This window comes from Bacillus hominis (assembly GCF_018332515.1).
Lineage (GTDB): Bacteria > Bacillota > Bacilli > Bacillales > Bacillaceae_G > Bacillus_A > Bacillus_A hominis.
In genome coordinates this window covers 1-20,525 of the sequence record NZ_BOQD01000061.1, presented here as the reverse complement: position 1 = coordinate 20,525, position 20,525 = coordinate 1, and the positions used below count along the sequence as shown (strand labels likewise).

General features: G+C 35.3%; 14 protein-coding genes, 2 pseudogenes and 1 riboswitch. Of the genes and pseudogenes, 10 read left to right on the top strand and 6 right to left on the bottom strand.

Annotation, left to right across the window (positions count from 1 at the left end; genetic code table 11):
- Positions 1-11 precede the first annotated feature (11 nt).
- The 3 genes from KI356_RS07995 to KI356_RS07985 all read right to left on the bottom strand — a co-directional run bounded on the left by KI356_RS07995 (position 12) and on the right by KI356_RS07985 (position 2,583).
- A complete protein-coding gene (locus tag KI356_RS07995; RefSeq protein ID WP_212935202.1) occupies positions 12-704 on the bottom strand; it encodes an amino acid ABC transporter permease in 693 nt (230 codons plus the stop codon).
- 240 nt (positions 705-944) lie between these two features.
- The gene (locus KI356_RS07990; RefSeq protein ID WP_128282637.1) at positions 945-1,739 is read right to left on the bottom strand and encodes an ABC transporter substrate-binding protein; all 795 of its coding nucleotides are present in this window, start codon (positions 1,737-1,739) and stop codon (positions 945-947) included.
- Positions 1,740-1,860: 121 nt separating this feature from the next.
- The gene (locus tag KI356_RS07985; RefSeq protein ID WP_002113623.1) at positions 1,861-2,583 is read right to left on the bottom strand and encodes an amino acid ABC transporter ATP-binding protein; all 723 of its coding nucleotides are present in this window, start codon (positions 2,581-2,583) and stop codon (positions 1,861-1,863) included.
- A gap of 208 nt (positions 2,584-2,791) precedes the next feature.
- Between KI356_RS07985 and KI356_RS28700 the strand changes: the two are divergent.
- Positions 2,792-3,094 (top strand): annotated as a pseudogene (locus tag KI356_RS28700) (HAMP domain-containing protein); the annotation flags it as partial.
- A gap of 39 nt (positions 3,095-3,133) precedes the next feature.
- Positions 3,134-4,084, top strand: coding sequence for a methyl-accepting chemotaxis protein (locus tag KI356_RS07980; RefSeq protein WP_438820840.1), 951 nt, complete (start codon positions 3,134-3,136; stop codon positions 4,082-4,084).
- Between the two features lie 30 nt (positions 4,085-4,114).
- On the opposite strand, the gene KI356_RS07975 is transcribed toward KI356_RS07980, so the two are convergent.
- Complete coding sequence (locus tag KI356_RS07975; protein ID WP_212935200.1) at positions 4,115-5,449, bottom strand: FAD-binding oxidoreductase; 1,335 nt, start codon at positions 5,447-5,449, stop codon at positions 4,115-4,117.
- A gap of 393 nt (positions 5,450-5,842) precedes the next feature.
- Here KI356_RS07975 and KI356_RS07970 point away from each other — a divergent pair, with 393 nt between their 5' ends.
- The 4 genes from KI356_RS07970 (at position 5,843) to KI356_RS07955 (ending at position 13,280) form a co-directional block, all read left to right on the top strand.
- A complete protein-coding gene (locus KI356_RS07970; RefSeq protein ID WP_212935199.1) occupies positions 5,843-7,507 on the top strand; it encodes a glycoside hydrolase family 13 protein in 1,665 nt (554 codons plus the stop codon).
- 200 nt (positions 7,508-7,707) lie between these two features.
- The gene (locus tag KI356_RS07965; RefSeq protein WP_128282631.1) at positions 7,708-9,345 is read left to right on the top strand and encodes a PTS transporter subunit IIBC; all 1,638 of its coding nucleotides are present in this window, start codon (positions 7,708-7,710) and stop codon (positions 9,343-9,345) included.
- 4 nt (positions 9,346-9,349) lie between these two features.
- Entirely contained in the window at positions 9,350-10,141 is a 792-nt protein-coding gene (locus tag KI356_RS07960; protein WP_212935198.1) for an endonuclease/exonuclease/phosphatase family protein, read from the top strand.
- A 307-nt stretch (positions 10,142-10,448) separates the two neighbouring features.
- Positions 10,449-13,280, top strand: coding sequence for a YhgE/Pip domain-containing protein (locus tag KI356_RS07955; RefSeq protein ID WP_212935197.1), 2,832 nt, complete (start codon positions 10,449-10,451; stop codon positions 13,278-13,280).
- Positions 13,281-13,321: 41 nt separating this feature from the next.
- Here the strand turns inward: KI356_RS07955 and topB are convergent, their stop codons facing one another.
- Entirely contained in the window at positions 13,322-15,511 is a 2,190-nt protein-coding gene (topB, locus tag KI356_RS07950) for a DNA topoisomerase III (protein WP_128282628.1), read from the bottom strand.
- A 390-nt stretch (positions 15,512-15,901) separates the two neighbouring features.
- On the opposite strand from topB, the pseudogene KI356_RS28155 reads away from it, so the two are divergent.
- Positions 15,902-16,026 (top strand): annotated as a pseudogene (locus KI356_RS28155) (IS3-like element ISBt2 family transposase); the annotation flags it as partial.
- A gap of 243 nt (positions 16,027-16,269) precedes the next feature.
- On the opposite strand, the gene KI356_RS07945 reads toward KI356_RS28155, so the two are convergent.
- On the bottom strand, positions 16,270-16,974 hold the full coding sequence (locus KI356_RS07945; protein WP_238486184.1) for a glycosyltransferase: 705 nt from the start codon (positions 16,972-16,974) through the stop codon (positions 16,270-16,272).
- A 515-nt stretch (positions 16,975-17,489) separates the two neighbouring features.
- On the opposite strand from KI356_RS07945, the gene KI356_RS07940 reads away from it, so the two are divergent.
- The 3 genes from KI356_RS07940 (at position 17,490) to thiE (ending at position 20,274) form a co-directional block, all read left to right on the top strand.
- Positions 17,490-18,317: a glycosyltransferase family 2 protein gene (locus KI356_RS07940; protein ID WP_212935196.1), complete on the top strand. Its 828-nt coding sequence runs from the start codon at positions 17,490-17,492 to the stop codon at positions 18,315-18,317.
- A 294-nt stretch (positions 18,318-18,611) separates the two neighbouring features.
- Positions 18,612-18,721, top strand: a riboswitch (TPP riboswitch).
- Between the two features lie 70 nt (positions 18,722-18,791).
- Entirely contained in the window at positions 18,792-19,601 is an 810-nt protein-coding gene (gene thiM / locus KI356_RS07935) for a hydroxyethylthiazole kinase (protein WP_212935195.1), read from the top strand.
- A 13-nt stretch (positions 19,602-19,614) separates the two neighbouring features.
- The gene (gene thiE / locus KI356_RS07930) at positions 19,615-20,274 is read left to right on the top strand and encodes a thiamine phosphate synthase (protein ID WP_212935194.1); all 660 of its coding nucleotides are present in this window, start codon (positions 19,615-19,617) and stop codon (positions 20,272-20,274) included.
- Positions 20,275-20,525 lie beyond the last annotated feature (251 nt).

Sequence of the window (20,525 nt, the reverse complement as noted above, 5' to 3'; positions counted from 1 at the left end):
CTTGCTTTTTGTTATAAAGAAACTTCTTTCTTGTTCTTTGTCTTGACGTGGACAGAGTTATTTTCTTTCCGTTGTAGTCGTTTTTCTAAAAGATTAACAAGATAAGTAAATAGAAGAACTAGTACGAGATAGTATACACCAACAATGATATATGTATCTAATTGCTGGAAGTTACCTGCGGCAATTGATAAACCGGAGCCCCATAATTCGGACATACCTACATAAGCGACAAGTGAAGAATCTTTTAATCCAATAATAAATTGGTTCCCTAGAGGAGGAAGAGACAGACGAAATGCTTGTGGTAATATAATCCGGCGCATTGCTAAAGGGTAAGGCATCCCTAAAGAGCGAGCAGCTTCTAATTGTCCACGGTCAACGGATTGAATGGATCCGCGGAAAATCTCAGTAATATATGCACCGTTATGGATTGCTAAAGCAATTGCTCCTGCCCAAAAAGGGGTAAAAACAATAACAGATGTAATACCGAAATAGAGAATTGCGATTTGAACAATTAAAGGTGTACCACGAATAATGGCGATGTATACATGAGCAATACTATTTAAAACCTTATTGTTAGAGATTCGAAAGAAAGCGACTAGTAATCCAATTAGTGAACCGAGTAATAGGGATGTTAATGTTAATTGTAATGTGACAATAGTAGCCTTTAAGAGTGTGGGATAGGTAGAGATAAAAATTTCAAACATATGTGTCACCTCATATTGTATGGATTTTATTAGGGAATGAAACCCCACATAAAGTAAAACTTTAATCAGTGGGGGAGATCCCCCACTGATTATTAGCCTTCACCAATCGGGCATGTACGGGCAGTTGAGCCCCTATCTAACTTCTTTGTTTTACAATTGAATTTTGGAGTTGAGGTTTACGGCCCGCAAATAGCGGGGTGAAAAGTGGGGCATGATTTATGAAATCTTTAAATAGCTAACTTACTTTGTTTTTGCCTCGTCTCCAAGAATATTACGCCCAAACCATTTCTTACTAATCTTTTCATACGTGCCGTCTTTAATGATTTCATCTAGCGCTTTATTTACCTTTTCGACCATGTCTTTATTGTCTTTATGAATAGCAATTCCCATTTCATCAAGGTTTAACGGTTTTCCTGCTTCCTTTATATTTGATTTACCTTCTTTAATCATACGAAGACCAACCATTTGATCAGTAATAACTGCGTCTACACGTCCTGGTTCTAAGTCCATAAGTGCAGTAATATCACTATCATATTCTGTAATTTGATCTGTATATTTTGCAACAAGGGCTTTGAAAGTACTTGCTTTTACAACACCTATTTTTTTACCTTTCAAGTCCTCTGGAGAAGAGATAGATGTATTCTTTTTAGCTACAAAAATTTGTGCACCAGAGCGATAATATGGATTTGAGAAATTCACGGCTTTTAATCGTTCTTCTGTAATTGCCATACTTCCTAATATCACATCATATTTTTTGGATTGTAGACCTTGAATCAATGTTTCCCAAGGATTTGTAACAGGAACAGGTTTCATTCCCATCTTTTTCGCAAGAGCTTCACCTATTTCTACATCAAAACCGACAAGTTTCCCGTCATTTTCTTTATAGTTAAAAGGTTTGTATAAACCACTCATTGCATAACGAAATTCTTTTTCACCATTAGATGAAGTGGTAGAGCTTTCTTTACTACAGGCTCCTAGTATGAAGGATGTACATAATGTAATACTCGCAACAATGGTTAACAGTTTTCTTTTCATAAAATCCCTCCTATATATTGATCATACGGATTGTTTTCAATATGTTATGGAGATATTTTATTTGGACAATTAGTTGAGCCCCGTATGAATGCATTTCTTTATGTTTGAAACAGAAGTTACATTATAAAACGTTGCGTAAAAATTGCTTTGCCCGTTCATGCGATGGAGCAGAAAAAAATTGCGCTGGCGAAGCATCCTCTACAATTTTCCCGTCATCCATAAAGATGACGCGGTCAGCTACATCTCTTGCGAAATTCATTTCATGAGTAACAATAACCATTGTCATTCCTTCTTCAGCAAGTTCTTTCATAACTTGCAACACTTCTCCAACAAGTTCAGGATCTAAAGCTGAGGTAGGTTCATCAAATAGCATGATTTTAGGATTCATGGCAAGAGCTCGTGCAATCGCAATGCGTTGTTTTTGACCACCGGAAAGGAGGTGGGGAGTTACATCTGCTTTATCTTGTAGGCCGACTTTTTGTAGGAGTTGATTTCCAATCTCCTTTGCATTTGCTGTCTCCAATTTTTTTACGTGAATAGGTGCTTCTATGATGTTTTCTAGTGAGGTCATATGAGGAAAGAGGTTAAAGTGTTGAAAAACCATACCGACATTTTCACGGACTTTGTTTAAATTTGAATGCTTTGGATCAATTCGCTCACCTTGTAAGTGAATTTCACCTTCATCGTACATTTCTAAAAAGTTAAGACAGCGAAGTAATGTACTTTTACCAGAACCACTGGCACCGATTAAAACAACAACTTCTTTTTCTTTTACTTCTAAATCAATTCCTTTTAAAACATCAAGTGAGCCGAATGATTTTACTAGATTTCGAACTTGAATCATACAAAACCCCCAGTCAAAAATATATTTACAAATGTTGCCCCGTATTTCTGTTATTAGTCATAAATTGTCAGAATCCTCTATTTTTTTCATAGGATTTGATATTAAAGGAAATAATGATTTTAAAAATCTCTATATCTTTCTATAACGAAAATATGGATAATAATATATAGGTAGTACATATATTGCTTATAAAAAGGGGGAAAAAGAGATGGAAAAAGAAAGGAAAACATTTTCCTTTGGTTTACGTACACAACTTATGCTATTTACTACAGTTTTAGCTTTCATTACATATTCAACAAGTTTATTTTTTATTTACGTTATATACGATTATTTTCAAAGTTATGTAAGTCAGACTGTTTATAATATTATCGTTATGCTGTCAGGTGTAATATGGTCAGGCATTTTAGCGTATGGGGCAGCAATTTATTTAATTAAACCACTTAGGAAGTTGGAAGAAGCTGCAAGAAAAGCGGCTGAGGGTGATATTCGTGAAGATGTACCATTGCCAAAGACAGATGATGAAATTAAATCTTTAAGTATTGCATTTAATATGATGCTAGGGAACTTAAGAGGCATGGTAAAAAATATTGATACTACATTTTCTTATACGAATAATCAAGTTCAGCAAATTAGAACACAAACAGGGGAAGCGACCAAGCAAGCGCAAGGTGTGTCTGAAACTCTTGCAGAGATTTCTTCCGGCGCTGAGCAATCAGCAGCGTCAATCCAGGCGATTGTTTCTGCTGTTGATACAACAACTTCTATTGCGAGTGAAGTAGAAGAAAAAGCAAAACAATCTGATGAGTTGTCTTCAGAAATGGTTCAAGCTTTAGGGCAAAGTACTCGTGTCTTTACTTCTTTAATTCAAGGTATTCAAACATTGGCGAAAGAAAATGAAGATTCAATGCAAAATGTACAGAAGTTAGAAGAAAGAATGAAACAAGTAGAACATATTGTGTCTGTTGTGAGTGAGATTGCTAGCCAAACTAATTTATTAGCACTAAATGCTTCCATTGAGGCAGCTCGTGCAGGAGAGCATGGAAGAGGTTTTGCAGTTGTGGCAGAAGAAGTTCGTAAGCTTGCTGATGAAAGTGATCACTCTGCCAGAAACATAGCGCAATTATTACGGAATATGCAAGATGAAGTGCAACAAGTAGCGATGAAAATGACTGAGCAAGTAAAGACAGCTAAAGAAGAGGCGAAACGCGGAGAAGCTACAGAATTAATTTTAAAAGAAATGTCATCAAGTATTATGGAAGTCGCCGATGCAACTCAGCAAATTAGTAGTTATATGAATGAACAAGTGGGTCACATTCATCAAACAGGAGCACAAACAAAGGCTGTAGCGGCAATTGCTGAGGAAACATCAGCTGGTTCACAAGAAGTGGCACGTGTGACGCTGCAACAGTCTAAAAATATGGTAGTAATTGATCAATTATTAAAGGATTTAGAGAAACAAGCAACTGATTTGAAACAAACAATTGAGCGATTTTCAATGTAAAAGGGAAGAACAGTATTCTGTTCTTCCTTTTTACGTATGAAAAGGAGGGATGCTTTGGTGAAAATGAAAAACATTGCATGGATCATATAAGGTCTTCACCTTACGTAGCCTTTGAAAATTAGAACCATAATAACTAGTTTGCCAATTTTTGATGTCGATATCGGGCCAATTGACATAGTCACCTAGTGTATAGGGGTCTAAGCTTTCTCGTAAATCTTTAACCCAGCGTATATTTTTATTTTCTGCATCGTCGCATTTCCAAGAAGTAATATATTCTTGCGCAATAATCGCTTTACGATGGAAATAAGCTGTTTCAGTGGGCGGAATATTTTCAACAGCACCTACAAGTGATTGATGCCAAATACTCGCATCTTTATTTGGGGTATGAGAAAGAAAGTGCTGCATAATTTGAATACCTTTCAGGGGAATAGGTTTATATACGTAGGAACCAGAGCGCTTGAAATTTTCAGGGATATTACCGCTATTAAAAAATTGAACAGCCTCTATATAAGGAACTTCATCTATAAAGAGAGAGGGATTACCAGTTTCAAGAAGAGGAGATAATAGAGGGTAGAGTTCAGAAGGAGGGCCAACAAACTCACCTTTTACTTCGATTTTATTGCGTTGTTTGGAGAATAATTCAATTGATGAAGTGAGGCGTTCATCTATATAAGGTGCCCAGTTTTGCCAAGCTTGAAATGCAGCAATAAAGTCATCCCATTCCCATGTAAGCGAGAAAATTGATACATTTTTTATAGGATGGACTCGAAAAGTTAAGGAAGTAACAATTCCGAAGTTTCCACCGCCACCACCGCGGCATGCCCAAAACAGATTAGGGTTTTCCTTTTCATTGGCACGAATGGTTTTTGCACCAAACTTTCCACATGCTTGTACCATTTCGACTTCTAGCAATTGATCACATGTTAGTCCAAATAATCGTGAAAGCATGCCGATGCCGCCGCCAAGTGTTAATCCAACAATTCCAACACTTGCACTTGTACCAGCTGGTATTGTAACGCCATGTTTCCAAAGTTCCTTATAAACAGCGCCTAAATTTGCACCAGCTTCAATTGTTGCTGTTAATTTCCCTGTATGAACAGTAATTCTATTCATTTCACTTACATCAATAATAAGTCCACGATTTAAAAGAGAGAAATTTTCGTAACTATGACGTCCACTTCTTAAGCGAAATGGTATATGACGTTCGCGTGCCCATTTTAAGGCGTTACACACATCATTTTTATTTTGACAGAAAACAATAATACAAGGGAGTTTTGGAATACTTAAATTTAAATTCATTCGGGCTACGTCATAGTCAGGGTCTGAGGGCACAACGATACGACCTGTTAATTTTGTTTGTTTCAATTTAACACTCCTTTCTAAAATAATCAGATCTTTGTATTAATGTATGAGAAATGTATGTAATGTGCGTGGACAAGAGCAGGTACAGAATGAGATTTCCCTTTGTGAGAAATAAAGTGAAACTTTAATCAGTGGGGGTTTTGTTCCTCCCCACTGATTATTAGCCCACACCAATCGGGCTTTTAGGGGCAGCCGACCCCCACCGAACTTTTTTGCTTTCGCTGAATTTTGAGATGGGGTTCTTACTGCCCGGCCAATAGCGGGATAAAACATAAGAATAAGGAATCTACATAGAGTTCAATGAAAACAGTTGCAAACTATTCATATTTTGTTATGATAGTGTTACGAAAACGTTTGCATAAAAATTCCGGTGGGATGCAAAAGGAGAGAATGGTTATGAATAAGACATGGTGGAAAGAAGCGGTTGCTTATCAAATTTATCCACGTAGCTTTATGGATTCAAATGGTGATGGTATTGGAGATTTACAAGGTATTATTGCAAAACTGGATTATTTAAAAGATTTAGGTATAGATGTAATTTGGATTTGTCCAATGTATAAGTCACCTAATGATGATAATGGTTATGATATTAGTGATTATCAAGATATTATGGATGAATTTGGTACAATGGCAGACTTTGATGCTTTACTAGATGAAGTTCATAAGCGTGATATGAAGCTTATTATTGACTTAGTTATTAATCATACGAGTGATGAACATCCATGGTTTATTGAGTCTCGTTCATCTAAAGATAATCCGAAGCGTGATTGGTATATTTGGCATGATGGTAAAGACGGCGTAGAACCAAACAACTGGGAAAGTATTTTTAATGGATCGGCATGGGAATATGATGAAGTAACAGGACAATATTATTTACATTTATTCTCGCGTAAACAACCAGATTTGAACTGGGAGAATCAAGAAGTTCGCGAAGTATTATACGATACGGTTAATTGGTGGCTTGATAAAGGTATCGATGGTTTCCGTGTTGATGCGATCAGCCATATTAAAAAAGAAGAAGGCCTCAAGGATATGCCAAATCCAAAAGAATTAAAATATGTGCCATCTTTTGATAAGCATATGAATGTAAATGGTATTCAACCTTTATTAGAAGAGTTAAAAGAAAATACATTTTCTAAGTACGACATTATGACTGTTGGTGAAGCTAACGGCGTTAAGATTGAAGATGCTGAGCTTTGGGTTGGAGAAGAAAAAGGTAAATTCAATATGGTATTCCAGTTTGAACATTTAAGCTTATGGGATGCAGAAAAGAAGAAAGACCTTGATGTTGTAGCATTGAAAAAGGTATTAACGAAATGGCAAAAAGGATTAGAAAATAAAGGATGGAATGCTTTATATATCGAGAATCACGATAAGCCACGTATCGTTTCAACGTGGGGGGATGATAAACAATTTTGGCGTGAAAGTGCAACAGCTTTAGGTGCGATGTATTTCTTTATGCACGGTACACCGTTTATTTATCAAGGACAAGAAATTGGTATGACAAATGTTCAATTCCCAAATATTGAAGATTATGATGATGTAGCAATTAAAAACTTATATCGCGAGAAAATTGCAGAAGGAGTATCGCATCAAGATATGATGGAAATTATATGGGCTTCTTGCCGCGATAATTCACGTACACCTATGCAGTGGAATGCTGAGATGAATGCTGGTTTCACAACAAGTGCACCTTGGTTTGGTATGAATCCAAATTACAAAGAAATTAATGTTGAAAAGCAAAAAAATGACGAAAAGTCTATTTTCAATTTCTACAAGAAGATGATTGCCTTGAAAAAAGAGCACGATGTATTAAATTATGGTACGTATGATTTACTTTTAGAAGACGATCCGCAAATTTACGCATATACTCGTACATTAAACGATGAAAAAATCATTGTTATTAGTAATATCTCGAAAGAGGAAGCAGTGTATAATGAGGGTATATTTACATTAGAACGCAAACGTTTGCTTTTAAATAACTATGAAGTTGCAGAAAATGAACAAGTAAATTCAATCACGTTAAAACCTTATGAAACAAGGGTTTATCGCATTTCATAATAAAAAAGGATGCTCTTTGAGCATCTTTTTTTATGAAAAAAAATAAATTTCTATTGCAATGTGAAAACGCTTTTATTAAAATAGATTTATGAAAACGGTTGCGTAAAGGGAAAAGTAATATAAGGAATCGTTTTCATAAGAAAAACAGAAATTATAATTTAAATCATTATGTTGTTATAAATAAAGGGGAGGAAGAACAGATGAAAATTACGTCTTTTGATTTTTGGCAAAAGTTCGGGAAAGCATTATTAGTTGTTGTAGCTGTAATGCCAGCAGCTGGTTTAATGATTTCTATCGGTAAGTTAATTGGGATGTCTGCTGGGGATATTAACGCAGTTCATACCATTGCTCGAGTAATGGAAGACATCGGTTGGGCAATTATTACAAATCTTCATATTTTATTCGCAGTAGCAATTGGGGGATCTTGGGCGAAGGATCGCGCAGGTGGTGCATTTGCAGCACTGTTAGCATTCGTCTTAACAAACAGAATTACAGGAGCTATCTTTGGCGTAAACGCCCAAATGTTAGCGGATTCAAAAGCGACAGTTTCTTCATCATTAGCAGGTGATTTACTTGTAAAAGATTATTTCACTTCTGTACTTGGTGCACCAGCATTAAACATGGGAGTTTTCGTAGGGATTATCACAGGTTTCTTAGGAGCTACTTTATATAACAAATACTACAATTATAATAAACTGCCACAGGCACTAGCATTCTTTAATGGAAAACGATTCGTACCATTCGTTGTAATTGTTTGGTCTACAGTCACTGCGATTGTATTATCACTTTTATGGCCATTTATCCAAAGTGGATTAAATGAATTTGGTCGCTGGATTGCAGCATCTAAAGATAGTGCACCAGTTGTTGCACCATTTGTATACGGAACGTTAGAACGTTTATTATTACCGTTTGGATTACATCATATGCTAACGATTCCGATGAATTACACAGAGCTAGGCGGAACATATACGATGTTAACTGGCTCAAAAGTTGGACAAATTGTAGCAGGACAAGATCCATTATGGCTTGCATGGATTACAGATTTAAATAACTTATTAGCAAGTGGAGATACGAAAGCATATAACGATTTATTAAATAATGTTGTACCAGCTCGCTTCAAAGCGGGACAAGTTATTGGTTCATCAGCAGCTTTAATGGGTATCGCATTCGCGATGTTCCGTAACGTAGATAAAGATAAGCGTGCAAAATATAAACCAATGTTCTTATCAGCAGCATTAGCAGTATTCTTAACAGGTGTAACAGAACCAATTGAATTCATGTTCATGTTTATTGCACCAGTATTATATGTTGTGTATGCAATTACAACAGGTCTTGCATTCGCATTAGCAGATTTAATTCATTTACGTGTTCATGCATTCGGATTTATTGAGTTAATTACACGTACACCAATGATGGTTAATGCAGGGTTAACAAGAGATTTAATTAACTTTGTCATTGTTTCACTAGTGTTCTTCGGTCTTAACTTTACGTTATTCAATTTCCTAATTAAAAAATTCAATTTACCAACACCAGGACGTGCAGGTAACTACATTGATAATGAAGATGAGTCATCAGAAGGAACAGGAAATGTACAAGATGGTTCATTAGCAACAAAAGTTATTGATTTATTGGGCGGAAAAGATAATATTGCTGACGTAGATGCTTGTATGACACGTTTACGTGTAACAGTAAAAGATTTAGATGTTGTTGCACCAGAAGCAAAATGGAAACAAAATGGTGCTTTAGGACTTATTGTAAAAGATAAAGGTGTACAAGCAGTATATGGCCCGAAAGCTGACGTATTAAAGTCAGACATTCAAGATATGTTAGGTGCGTAATAATATGAAATTGCTAACTTTAAATTGTCACTCTTGGCAAGAAGAGAATCAAATGGAAAAGATTAAATATCTTGCTAAAGTAATTCAAGAAGAAGAGTATGATGTAATCGCATTGCAAGAAGTTAGTCAGTCGATACAGGCTAAAATTGTATGCGGTAACAAGAAAGAAGATAATTTTGGACTTTTACTATTAGAAGAGTTGAAAGCGTTATATGTAAAAGATTACAATATTACTTGGGATTTCTCTCATATTGGTTATGATGTGTACGAAGAAGGATTAGCGATTATAACAAAGCATAATATTATAAAAGAAGATACGTTCTTTGTATCAGAAAACAAGGATACAACGTATTGGAAAACACGCAAAATTGTAAGTGCAACAATTGCTTATAATGGTAAGAATATAACGTTTTACTCTTGCCATCTCGGTTGGTGGAATGATGAAGAAGAATCATTCAAAGGTCAAGTCGATCGTTTGATGGAGCGTGTAGATAGCAATGAACTTTCCTTCTTAATGGGTGATTTTAATAACAATGCTCGTTTGGAAGGCGAGGGTTATGAGTATATGATGCAAAAAGGTTTGTATGACACATACGAACTAGCGATAGAGAAGGATGAAGGAACAACTGTCCAAGGCGAGATTGCTGGTTGGGATGAAAATAAACATAATTTACGAATTGATTTAATATTGTGTAACCAAAGTAAAACCGTTCGTTCTTCAAAAGTCATTTTTAATGGTACAAACCGAAATGTAATTTCAGATCATTTCGGTGTAGCAGTTCAATTAGATATATAATAGAAGAAATCCTCACAGATTATAAAAAAAGCTGTGAGGATTTTTTAGGAATACAAGTATTTCCAAGAGAAAATACTTGTATTTTTTATGACATTTCCTATATATTTGTTATTACTGAATGTAAAACCGATTTGGTCATTTTGTATTCATATTTTCACTTACTTCGTTATATAATAAAGTAAGTGAAATATTTAATAGGGAAAATAGTGCATTTTCGTTTAATCCACGATGTAGAAAGTGATATAATTGCAAAATGTATGCATCATTTTCTAAAGAAGGAAAAATATATAATTAGGTGATAACTTATATGAAACAAATTTGGCGTATTTATAAGACAGATTTACGGAATGTAGCCAAACATTGGGCTGCAATTGTTATTGTTTTAGGATTAATGGTTCTACCATCGTTATATGCATGGTTTAACATTAAAGCTTCTTGGGATCCTTACGGAAATACGAAAGGAATCCAGATTGCAGTTTCTAACCAAGATGTTGGGTCAAATTTAAGAGGGAAAGATATTAACATTGGGGAAGAAATTGTAGATTCACTTAAGAAGGATAAAAATTTCGGGTGGAAGTTTGTTGATGAAAAGCAAGCAATTTATGGAGTAGAGCATGGCGATTATTCCGCAAGTATTACTATTCCAAAAGATTTTTCTGAAAAGATTACAACAGTCTTGGATGAAAATCCACAGAAACCGGAAATTGATTATTACGTAAATGAAAAGGTGAATGCCATTGCACCGAAGATTACAGCTAAAGGTGCATCGGGTCTTACAGAAGAGGTTAGTAAAAACTTTGTTAAAACAGCAAACGGTGAGATTTTTAAAATCTTCAATGACCTCGGAATTGATTTAGAAACAAACTTACCAAGTATTGAGAAGGTAAAGGATCTTGTATTTAAGTTAGAAGCGCAGTTCCCAGAAATGAATACACTTATGGATAAGGCATTAGATGATGCGACTCAAGCAGAAGACATTGTGAAAGTAGCACAAAAAGATCTACCTGTTGTAGAGAGTGTAATAAATGATGGGCAGGAAGCGTTGGGGAATTTAGACAAGTTCTTTGCGAATCAAGATCAAACGTTGAAAAATGCTCCAGGAACGATAAGAAATGATTTAGTAGCAGCAAAAGGCGTTATGGATAGTGCGGCTGCATTTACTGACTTCTTAATGAATCCGGGTGTAGACTTAAATATTCCTGATCTGAATGGATTACCTGAATTCCCAGCTAGACCAGATCTTTCTAAGCTGAATAGTGATGGTTATAAGAGCATAGCTCAAAATATTAATCAAACAGTAAATAATGTTTTAAGTTCATCACGTGCAGGAACAGCTTATGGAAAAAGTGTTTTAAATGGATTACAAAATGGGAAATTTGATCCAGAACAAGCAAAGAAAGATTTAAATGCCGTATCAGATCACTTGCAAACTGGTACAGATGGTATTTCATATCTTATTAATTTCTTTACTGAACTTCAGAAATCCGTAACGAATGATTTTGGTAAAAGCTTTTTCCAAGGACGAGTGGATCACTTAACTAAGCTTAAAGGCGGTATGGAAAATGCGAATAACGGAATTAAAGATGTTGTAAATGCTATCGGTACAGGACAAGAAGTAAAGAAAGATGTAACAGATGTAGCGAATCAAAAATTAGATGCAGCGAATGGATTAATTGATCAAGTAGAAAAAGATTACAATGAAACATTTGTAGCAGATTACCAAAAAGCAGTTAGCACAGTAGATCAAGCTAAAGCTGATGCAAATCAAATATATGATAATGCAAAAGCAGATTATGATAAAGTTAAAAATAGTCTTGAAGGTGCAAAAGCAGATTTACAAAATACAGGTATTAATGGTTTAGATACAACGAAAGTAGCTTTAAATAGCTTAAATAGTCAATTCCAATCTGGAATCGGTTTAATTAATGATATGATCCCAGTTTTAGAAAGTACAAATAAGGTTTTAGCAGATGTGAATAGTGATAAAAACCTTAATAATGGAATTACAAAGTTAAATAAAGCGAAAAGTAGTTTACAAAAAGGTGTAGAGGCAACGAATAAGGGAATTACACTTATTAATAATGGGCAGAAGCCTACAAAAGATGTAATTGAGAGTATTAACAACGCTGCGAAAGGCGGATCAGCTCAATTAACAGATGTATTATCGACGTATGATGCAGAAATTGTACCAGGCTTCAATACAGCAATTGCTCGTACAAAAGAGATGTCTAAAAATACAACTCAAATTTTAAATGATGCAAACAAAAAGCTTCCAGATGTGAAGAAGTTACTAGAAGATTCATCAAAAGGATTAGTAGACGGTAGAAAGAAATTAGCAGATATTAAAGCTGAAATGCCAGCTACTGAGCAAAAGATTAAAGAATTAGCAAATAAAATTCGTGATTTTGAATCAGAAGAGGATATAAAAGACATCATACGCTTATTGAAAAATGATGTTGAAAAGCAAAGTGATTTCTTTGCGAATCCTGTAAATTTAAAAGAGAATAAATTATTTGCAATGCCGAACTACGGTTCAGCAATGTCACCATTCTATACAGTGCTTGCATTATGGGTAGGCGCACTATTAATGGTTTCATTATTAACGGTAGAAGTACATGAAGAGGGCGCTAATTATAAGAGCCATGAAATATACTTTGGACGTTTATTAACATTCTTAACGATAGGTATTTCACAGGCGTTTATCGTATCGATGGGGGATATATTCTTACTCGGTACGTACGTAGTCGATAAATTCTGGTTTGTGTTATTTAGTTTATTTATTGGGGGAGTATTTGTTTGTATCGTGTACTCACTCGTTTCTATTTTCGGAAACGTTGGGAAATCGATGGCAATTATTTTACTTGTACTACAAGTAGCAGGATCGGGCGGTACATTCCCAATTCAAATGACACCACCGTTCTTCCAAGCACTTTATCCGTTCTTACCATTCACATATGCTATTAGTGCAATTCGTGAAACAGTAGGTGGAATGCTTTGGGATATAGTAACTAGAGATTTACTCGTGCTAAGTGCTTTCGTAGTAATCATAGTTGTGGCTGCATTATTACTGAAAAAACCAATTAACAAATCAAGTGAAAAGTTTGTTGAGAACGCAAAAGGAAGTAAAATCATTCATTAAAAATAAAAGGTTCCTACCGATAGTGGTAGGAACCTTTTTGTTTAATCAAATTTTAATTTCTTTAATGCTTCTGCGAACGGGTTGTTTAATGGTTCTTCTTCTTTGTTCTGTTGTTTCATATATTTTTGAACATCGCGTTTATCAGCTTTGTTGCCCGATTCTTTTTTACGTCTTTCTTGGAATGTCGATAATTTCTCACGATAGCCACATTTACATGCAAAGATTTGGCCAGCGCCTTCACCGCGTAGTTCTAGTTTTTTCTTACATTGTGGACAGCGCGCGTTTGTAGTTCGTGATACATTTTTACGGTGACCACATTCACGGTCTTGGCATACGAGCATTTTTCCTTTTTTGCCGTTTACTTCTAGCATTGGTTTACCACAGTCTGGACAAGACTTCGTTGAAATGTTGTCATGTTTATATTTTTTATCACTCGATTTAATTTCAGAAACAATTTCTTTCGTATAGTTCTTCATTTCAGAAATGAATGCTTCTTTTTTCAGTTTACCTTTTGCGATAGCCTCAAGTTTTTGTTCCCATTCACCAGTTAGTGTAGGAGATTTTAGTTCTTCTGGTACTAAATCGAGTAACTGACGACCTTTAGAAGTAATATGAATATCTTTGCCACGTTTTTCAATTAAGAATGAATTGAATAGCTTGTCGATAATATCAGCGCGTGTCGCTACAGTACCTAATCCACCAGTCGATTTTAACGTATCAGCAAGTTGTTTATTTTGCGTATCCATATATTTTGTAGGATTCTCCATTGCTGAAAGTAAAGTTGCTTCGTTAAATCGTGCAGGTGCTTTTGTTTGGCCTGATGTTTGCATAATTAACTTTACAGTTAATGTATCACCTTTTTCAATGTGAGGTAGAAGTTGCTCTTTTACGTCATCAGTTACATCATCATCTTCAAAGCGATTTTCATATACTTCTTTCCAACCGGCATGTAAAACCGTTTTTCCGCGTGCAATGAATGTTTCATTACCAACATTTGTACGTAACGTTAGTTGCTCGTATTCGAATGCTGGGAATAAAACAGCTAAGAAACGTTTTACAACTAAATCATAAATTTTACGCTCTTTATCTGTGAAGGCCGAGAAGTTAACATATCCTTCTGTCGGAATAATTGCGTGATGATCGCTTACTTTACTATCATCAACAAATGATTTATTAGGTTTGATTGGCTTTTGTAGTACTTTATGTGCTAAAGGACGGTACTCTCCAACGCCACATGCTTTTAGACGTTCTGGAAGTGTTCCAACGATATCAGATGAAATGTAGCGTGAATCTGTACGAGGATACGTTAGTACTTTATGTTGTTCATATAATTTCTGCATAATGTTTAATGTTTCTTTAGCAGAGTAACCAAACTTTTTATTTGCATCACGTTGTAATTCAGTTAAATCGTAAAGACCAGGAGAGAATGACTTCTTCTGTTTTTTATCAATTTCCACAACAGTGGCATTTTGTTTATCTAAACCTTTTACGATGCTATCAATTTTTTCTTTATTAAAACTACGACTATTACCATTTGCATCTTGCCAAGTTAGTTTTAACTTATCAGTTGTTTGAGCTTCGATACCGTAGTAAGTTTGAGCTTTGAAGTTTTTTATTTCATCTTCACGACTAGCGATCATAGCTACAGTAGGTGTTTGTACACGACCACAATTTAGCTGAGCATTAAAGCGAGTTGTTAAAGCTCGAGTCGCATTAAGGCCGATATACCAGTCAGCCTCTGAACGTGCGACAGCTGAAGCGTATAAATTATCATATGCTTTACCTGGTTTCAAATTATTAAAACCATCTTTAATTGCTTTGTCTGTTACAGAAGAAATCCATAAACGTTTAATTGGTTTATTCACTTTTGCTTTTTCAATTATCCAACGTGCAACTAATTCTCCCTCTCTTCCAGCGTCTGTAGCCACAACCACCTCATTAACATCATTTCGGGTAAGTTGATGTTTCACTGCATTAAACTGTTTTCCCGTTTGCTTTATAACAACTAATTTCATACGTTCTGGAAGCATTGGAAGATCTTCAAGATTCCATGTTTTATACTTATTATCATAAACCTCAGGATCTGCGAGCGTCACCAAATGACCGAGAGCCCAAGTCACAATGTATTTGTCACCTTCTAAAAATCCATTACCTTTTTTTGTACACTTTAATACTTTTGCTATATCACGTGCAACTGATGGTTTCTCAGCAATTACTAAACTCTTTACCATTTATTCAAACTCCTTTACTAACTATATACCGTTTAATATACCACAGTTTTCAAGAAGAACAGTAAGGAACACCTTCTATTTGGCAGTCATAATTGACATAGCTTGTTTCAGAATCGCTACTTCTTGTCTTAATTTCTTATTCTCTCTATAAACCTCATTAAACTGCTTTGGAGTAACTATCACTCGCTGTTTTGAGTACAACTTAATCTATTTATAGAAGTAGGAGATATTTTATATTCAATGCTTAAATCCGTAATAGAGTTTCCTTCGATGTGTAACTTTACAATTTCTTTTTTTGAAGCGTTCATCATATTTTTTGTTTGTCATTACTCAAAAACACCTCCTGAATTCGCATACTAAGTATGCAAATTCAATGGAGGTGTTTTTCATTTGAAGAAAAGAGTTCATTACCCAGAAGAAATAAAGTGGAGAGCAATTAAAATGAAGAAGAAAGGTTATTTAAATCGGATAATAATGGAAGTGATGGGTGTGGAAATATTTCTCAAATTAAAACATAGATGAAATGGTATCGTACAGATCAAACACACCGTTTTTAACAACCCGCTAGAAAATAATATGCGTACGGAAAAGAAGTCAATTCAATCGAAACCTCAAAATAATATCTGGCTGATAGTGCCTCCATTTAAACAAAGTTTCCTTTTTCATACTGATCACACACCTTTGTAGAGCGATAGCATCAGTATGTTCAAGATTTAAAGATTCATTGTACAAGTGTTATATTTTTTGCACTAGAACCATTAGTCCTCCCATTTCACTAAATTGGGAGTAGAATCTAATATGGACTCATATTGTTCCTTCCATCCATATATAGCATCAGGATCTAGCTTTTTATAGCGTTCATATTTCCTTTTGCGGTCATTTTCTTGAGCCCATCCATAATGTTTTATTCTGGCTGAATGACATGTATAAGGAAAGTGCGAAATAGTATTAGGAAATCTTCCACAGTGTAACGGACTATTGTTCCAACTATACGTTAATTCATCACGATACCTTATTAAAAATGGGCGGTAATAATGATGGGCTTGCCAGTAAGCGTCATCTCTATAGTGGGTCTCTGACCACATATCATATAGCCGAAAGTAAACCGCATCATAGTGATCATGAGTTAAAATATTTCCTATTTCTTGTTCGAAACTAGATTCAAAAATTTCGTCTGCATCTAAATTTAAAATCCATTCTGGTTTCAATTTTACAGCTTCATTCCATTGTTTTTGACGAAGTTGAACCTCATTTGTAAACATAGAATGTTCATTTTCTATAAGTGTATAAGGAGTATTTTTTAATAGTTTTTTACATAATTCTATTGTCCCATCTGTGCTCGCATCGTCAACAATCACCACATGGTCCACAAATGGTAAGTGATGTTCTAATGCTCTATGCAGATAACGATTTTCTTCATTTTTAACCACCATACTTAGAAGGAGCCTAGGTTTTGTACTCACTTGAATCTCCTCTTTCTTTTTAGTTCATAGTTCTTCAGCTACTGTTTGAAGAACTTAATAACATGTAGCTTATTTATGCTTTTCTACGATTACCACAGACATATCAAGGTTTCTTACACCTATAATACGTATGCAGTTTGGAATGTTAACTCAAGTTTTTTTCAGAAAATCATATTAAGATGTCTTCCATACCTTTAACAAATATACACAAACTGCTAAAAAGTAATGACATTATCTTTACTGATATTTGGACTTTTTTTAATTTATCATTTTCCGATAGAAGATTCCTGTCTTAAAAATATGGAGGTGTGACACGTCCGTATTTTTGAGGAGTGATATGGTTTTTGATCTAGTCCATCAGATTATAAAGGATTGTTCTCTTTTTTGAATTATGTTGTTGCCTAAAGCGGAAGGTGAAGGGTGATAGTTGTCCCCTAATTTAGATGTCATGTTTTACACCGGAACCATATAAATTATACAAAACAACGATTTATTTGATACCAAGGAGGATTACAATGAAAAACAGAATAATAATTGGAAGCCCTATTCATCAATCCCCTTCTATTTTGAATGAATTTCTCTTTTCATTAACAGAATTAAACACTGAAAACTGTGTTGTGCATTATATCTTTTTTGATGACAATGAAGATCTAGTGTCCAAAAACATATTGAATCAATTTTGTAGTAATCGTGCAGACGTTACAATTTTACAAGACCAAAAATCCCCCCCAGAATCTTATTATAAGGATGAAAACACTCATTACTGGCCCACAAATCAAGTTTGGAAAGTAGCTGCAATGAAGGATAAAATAATTGATTATGCAAAAGAAAATCAGTATGATTATTTATTTTTAATCGATTCTGATTTGGTTCTTCATCCAGACACTTTACAGCAATTGATTAAATCAAAAAAGGATATTATTTCAAATATTTTTTGGACTAAATGGGCAGCTAATAGTAGGGAACTGCCACAAGTTTGGATGATGGATACATATACTTTTTATAAAAAAGATGAAAAAACAATATTAACTGGAGAAGAAGAAATAGCAAAAACTGAAGGGTTTTTGAATATGTTAAGACAGCCAGGGGTGTATAAAGTAGGGGGACTTGGAGCATGCACCTTAATTAGCCAAAAAGCAATGAAATCTGGTGTGTGTTTTAAAGAGATTCCTAATATTTCATTTTGGGGGGAAGATCGACATTTTTGCATACGTGCCATGGCCATGGGATTAGAATTATATGTGGATACACATTATCCAGCTTATCATATTTACCGTCAATCAGATCTAATTGGATTGAAAAATTATAAAGAAAATAACGGATTGACTGCGCGAAAAGAATAATGTGTTACTATCAATCCCTTGAAATTCTGGTGTGAAAAACGCTATATGACAAAAAGGAAGGGGTCTATCTTGAGACTCCTGCGGTTAAAGTCGCAAGCCCGTTATCTTATTATAGTGTAATTAATCCATATGGTAACAGAAATGCTACAGAAAAACATTCTAATTTTTCTGAAATATTTAGCGGTAAATATACAATAATCTTTTTTATAATTGATTTAAAAGCAGGCTTATAATATGGAAAAGTAAAGAACTTGTTATTTTACTAGAATAAGAGTAGACTTTGGAGTAGATGAATAATAAACACATGGGAGTTTGTGGATGCAAACTGAGAGTATGACTAATCCGTCATTGACCATTTGAACCTGTTGGATAATGCCAGCGTAGGGAGAGTGTAAAAGCACATGTTCAGGCACTTTGCGTACGCAAAGTGCCTTTTTGTGTATCTCCCATCATTATAGTTAGGAGATGGATTGAATGAATGTACAAGAAATTAGTAAAGTCGTGGAATTGGTGAGAGAGTCTAATCCACTCGTGCATAATATTACAAATGTTGTTGTAACGAATTTTACAGCAAATGGCTTGTTATCACTAGGAGCATCGCCTGTAATGGCGTATGCAAAAGAAGAAGTAGCAGAAATGGCTAGCATTGCTGGAGCTCTTGTTTTAAATATGGGAACGCTTCGCCCTGAAGAGGTAGAGGCGATGTTACTTGCTGGTAAGTCGGCTAATGCGAATGATGTACCGGTACTATTTGATCCAGTTGGCGCAGGAGCGACCTCTTATCGAACAGAAGTTGCAAGACATATTCCAGCTGAAATAGATTTAGCTATTATCCGCGGAAATGCAGCTGAAATAGCTAACGTTATTAATGAAAGATGGGAAATTAAAGGGGTAGATGCTGGTACTGGAAATGGCAATGTTGTAAGTATTGCAAAACAGGCAGCAGACGAATTGAATACAGTTGCGGTGATTACTGGAAAAGAAGATGTTGTTACAGATGGAGAGAAAACTGTTCTTATTCGAAACGGCCATCCTATTTTAACGAAAGTTACTGGAACAGGCTGTTTACTAACTTCTGTAATAGGAGCTTTTACAGCGGTAGAAAAGGATTATGTAAAGGCAGCAGTAGCCGCATTAACATTCTATGGAGTAGCAGCAGAAATAGCGGCTTCGAAAACAGTAGAGAATGGACCAGGAAGCTTCCAAATTGAATTTTTAAATCAGTTAGCGAATACAACTTCAGATGATATTGAGAAGTATGGAAAGATTGAGGTTATACAGTAAGGAGGGGAACTAGATGTCGCGTATTACAATGGATGAAATGTCTAGGTTATTACCAGTATATTTTATTATGGGAAGTAACAATTGTACGAAAGAGCCACTACAAGTATTGAGAGATGCACTAGAAGGTGGTATAACAATTTTTCAATTTCGTGAAAAGGGAGAAGGGGCTTTAACGGGAGAGAAACGTATTGATTTTGCGAAAGAACTACAAGCGCTTTGCAAGGAGTATGGTGTATCATTCATCGTAAATGATGATGTAGAACTAGCCATCGAATTAGATGCAGATGGTGTACATGTTGGACAAGATGATGAGGGGATTACTTCTGTTCGCGAAAAAATGGGTGATAAAATTATCGGTGTATCTACACATACAATTGAAGAAGCACGCTGGGCAATTGAAAATGGAGCCGATTATTTAGGAGTTGGTCCAATCTTCCCGACGAGTACGAAAAAAGATACGAAAGCGGTTCAAGGAACGAAAGGTCTAAAGTATTTTAGGGAACAAGAGATTACAATACCGATCGTTGGGATTGGTGGTATTACGATTGAAAATACGGCTTCGGTTATAGAAGCAGGTGCGGATGGTGTCTCTGTTATTTCTGCGATTAGTTTAGCGGAATCTGCGTATGAGAGTACGAGAAGATTAGCTGAAGAAGTAAATAAAAGTTTGTAGGAAATGGCTATGTAGTATTTCAAATGCTGCATGAGAGAATGGACTGCTAAAAGTATTTAAACAAACGTTTGATTAAAAAAGCACAAACCCTTTAAAATTGTAGGTTTGTGCTTTTATCCCGCATTAACGGGCAGTAAAACTCCCTCCTCAAAATTCGGCTTTAGCAAAGAGGTTAGGTGGGAGATCAACTGCCCGTAAACGCCCGATTGGTTCAACTAATAATCAGTGGGGGATGAACAAAACCCCCCACT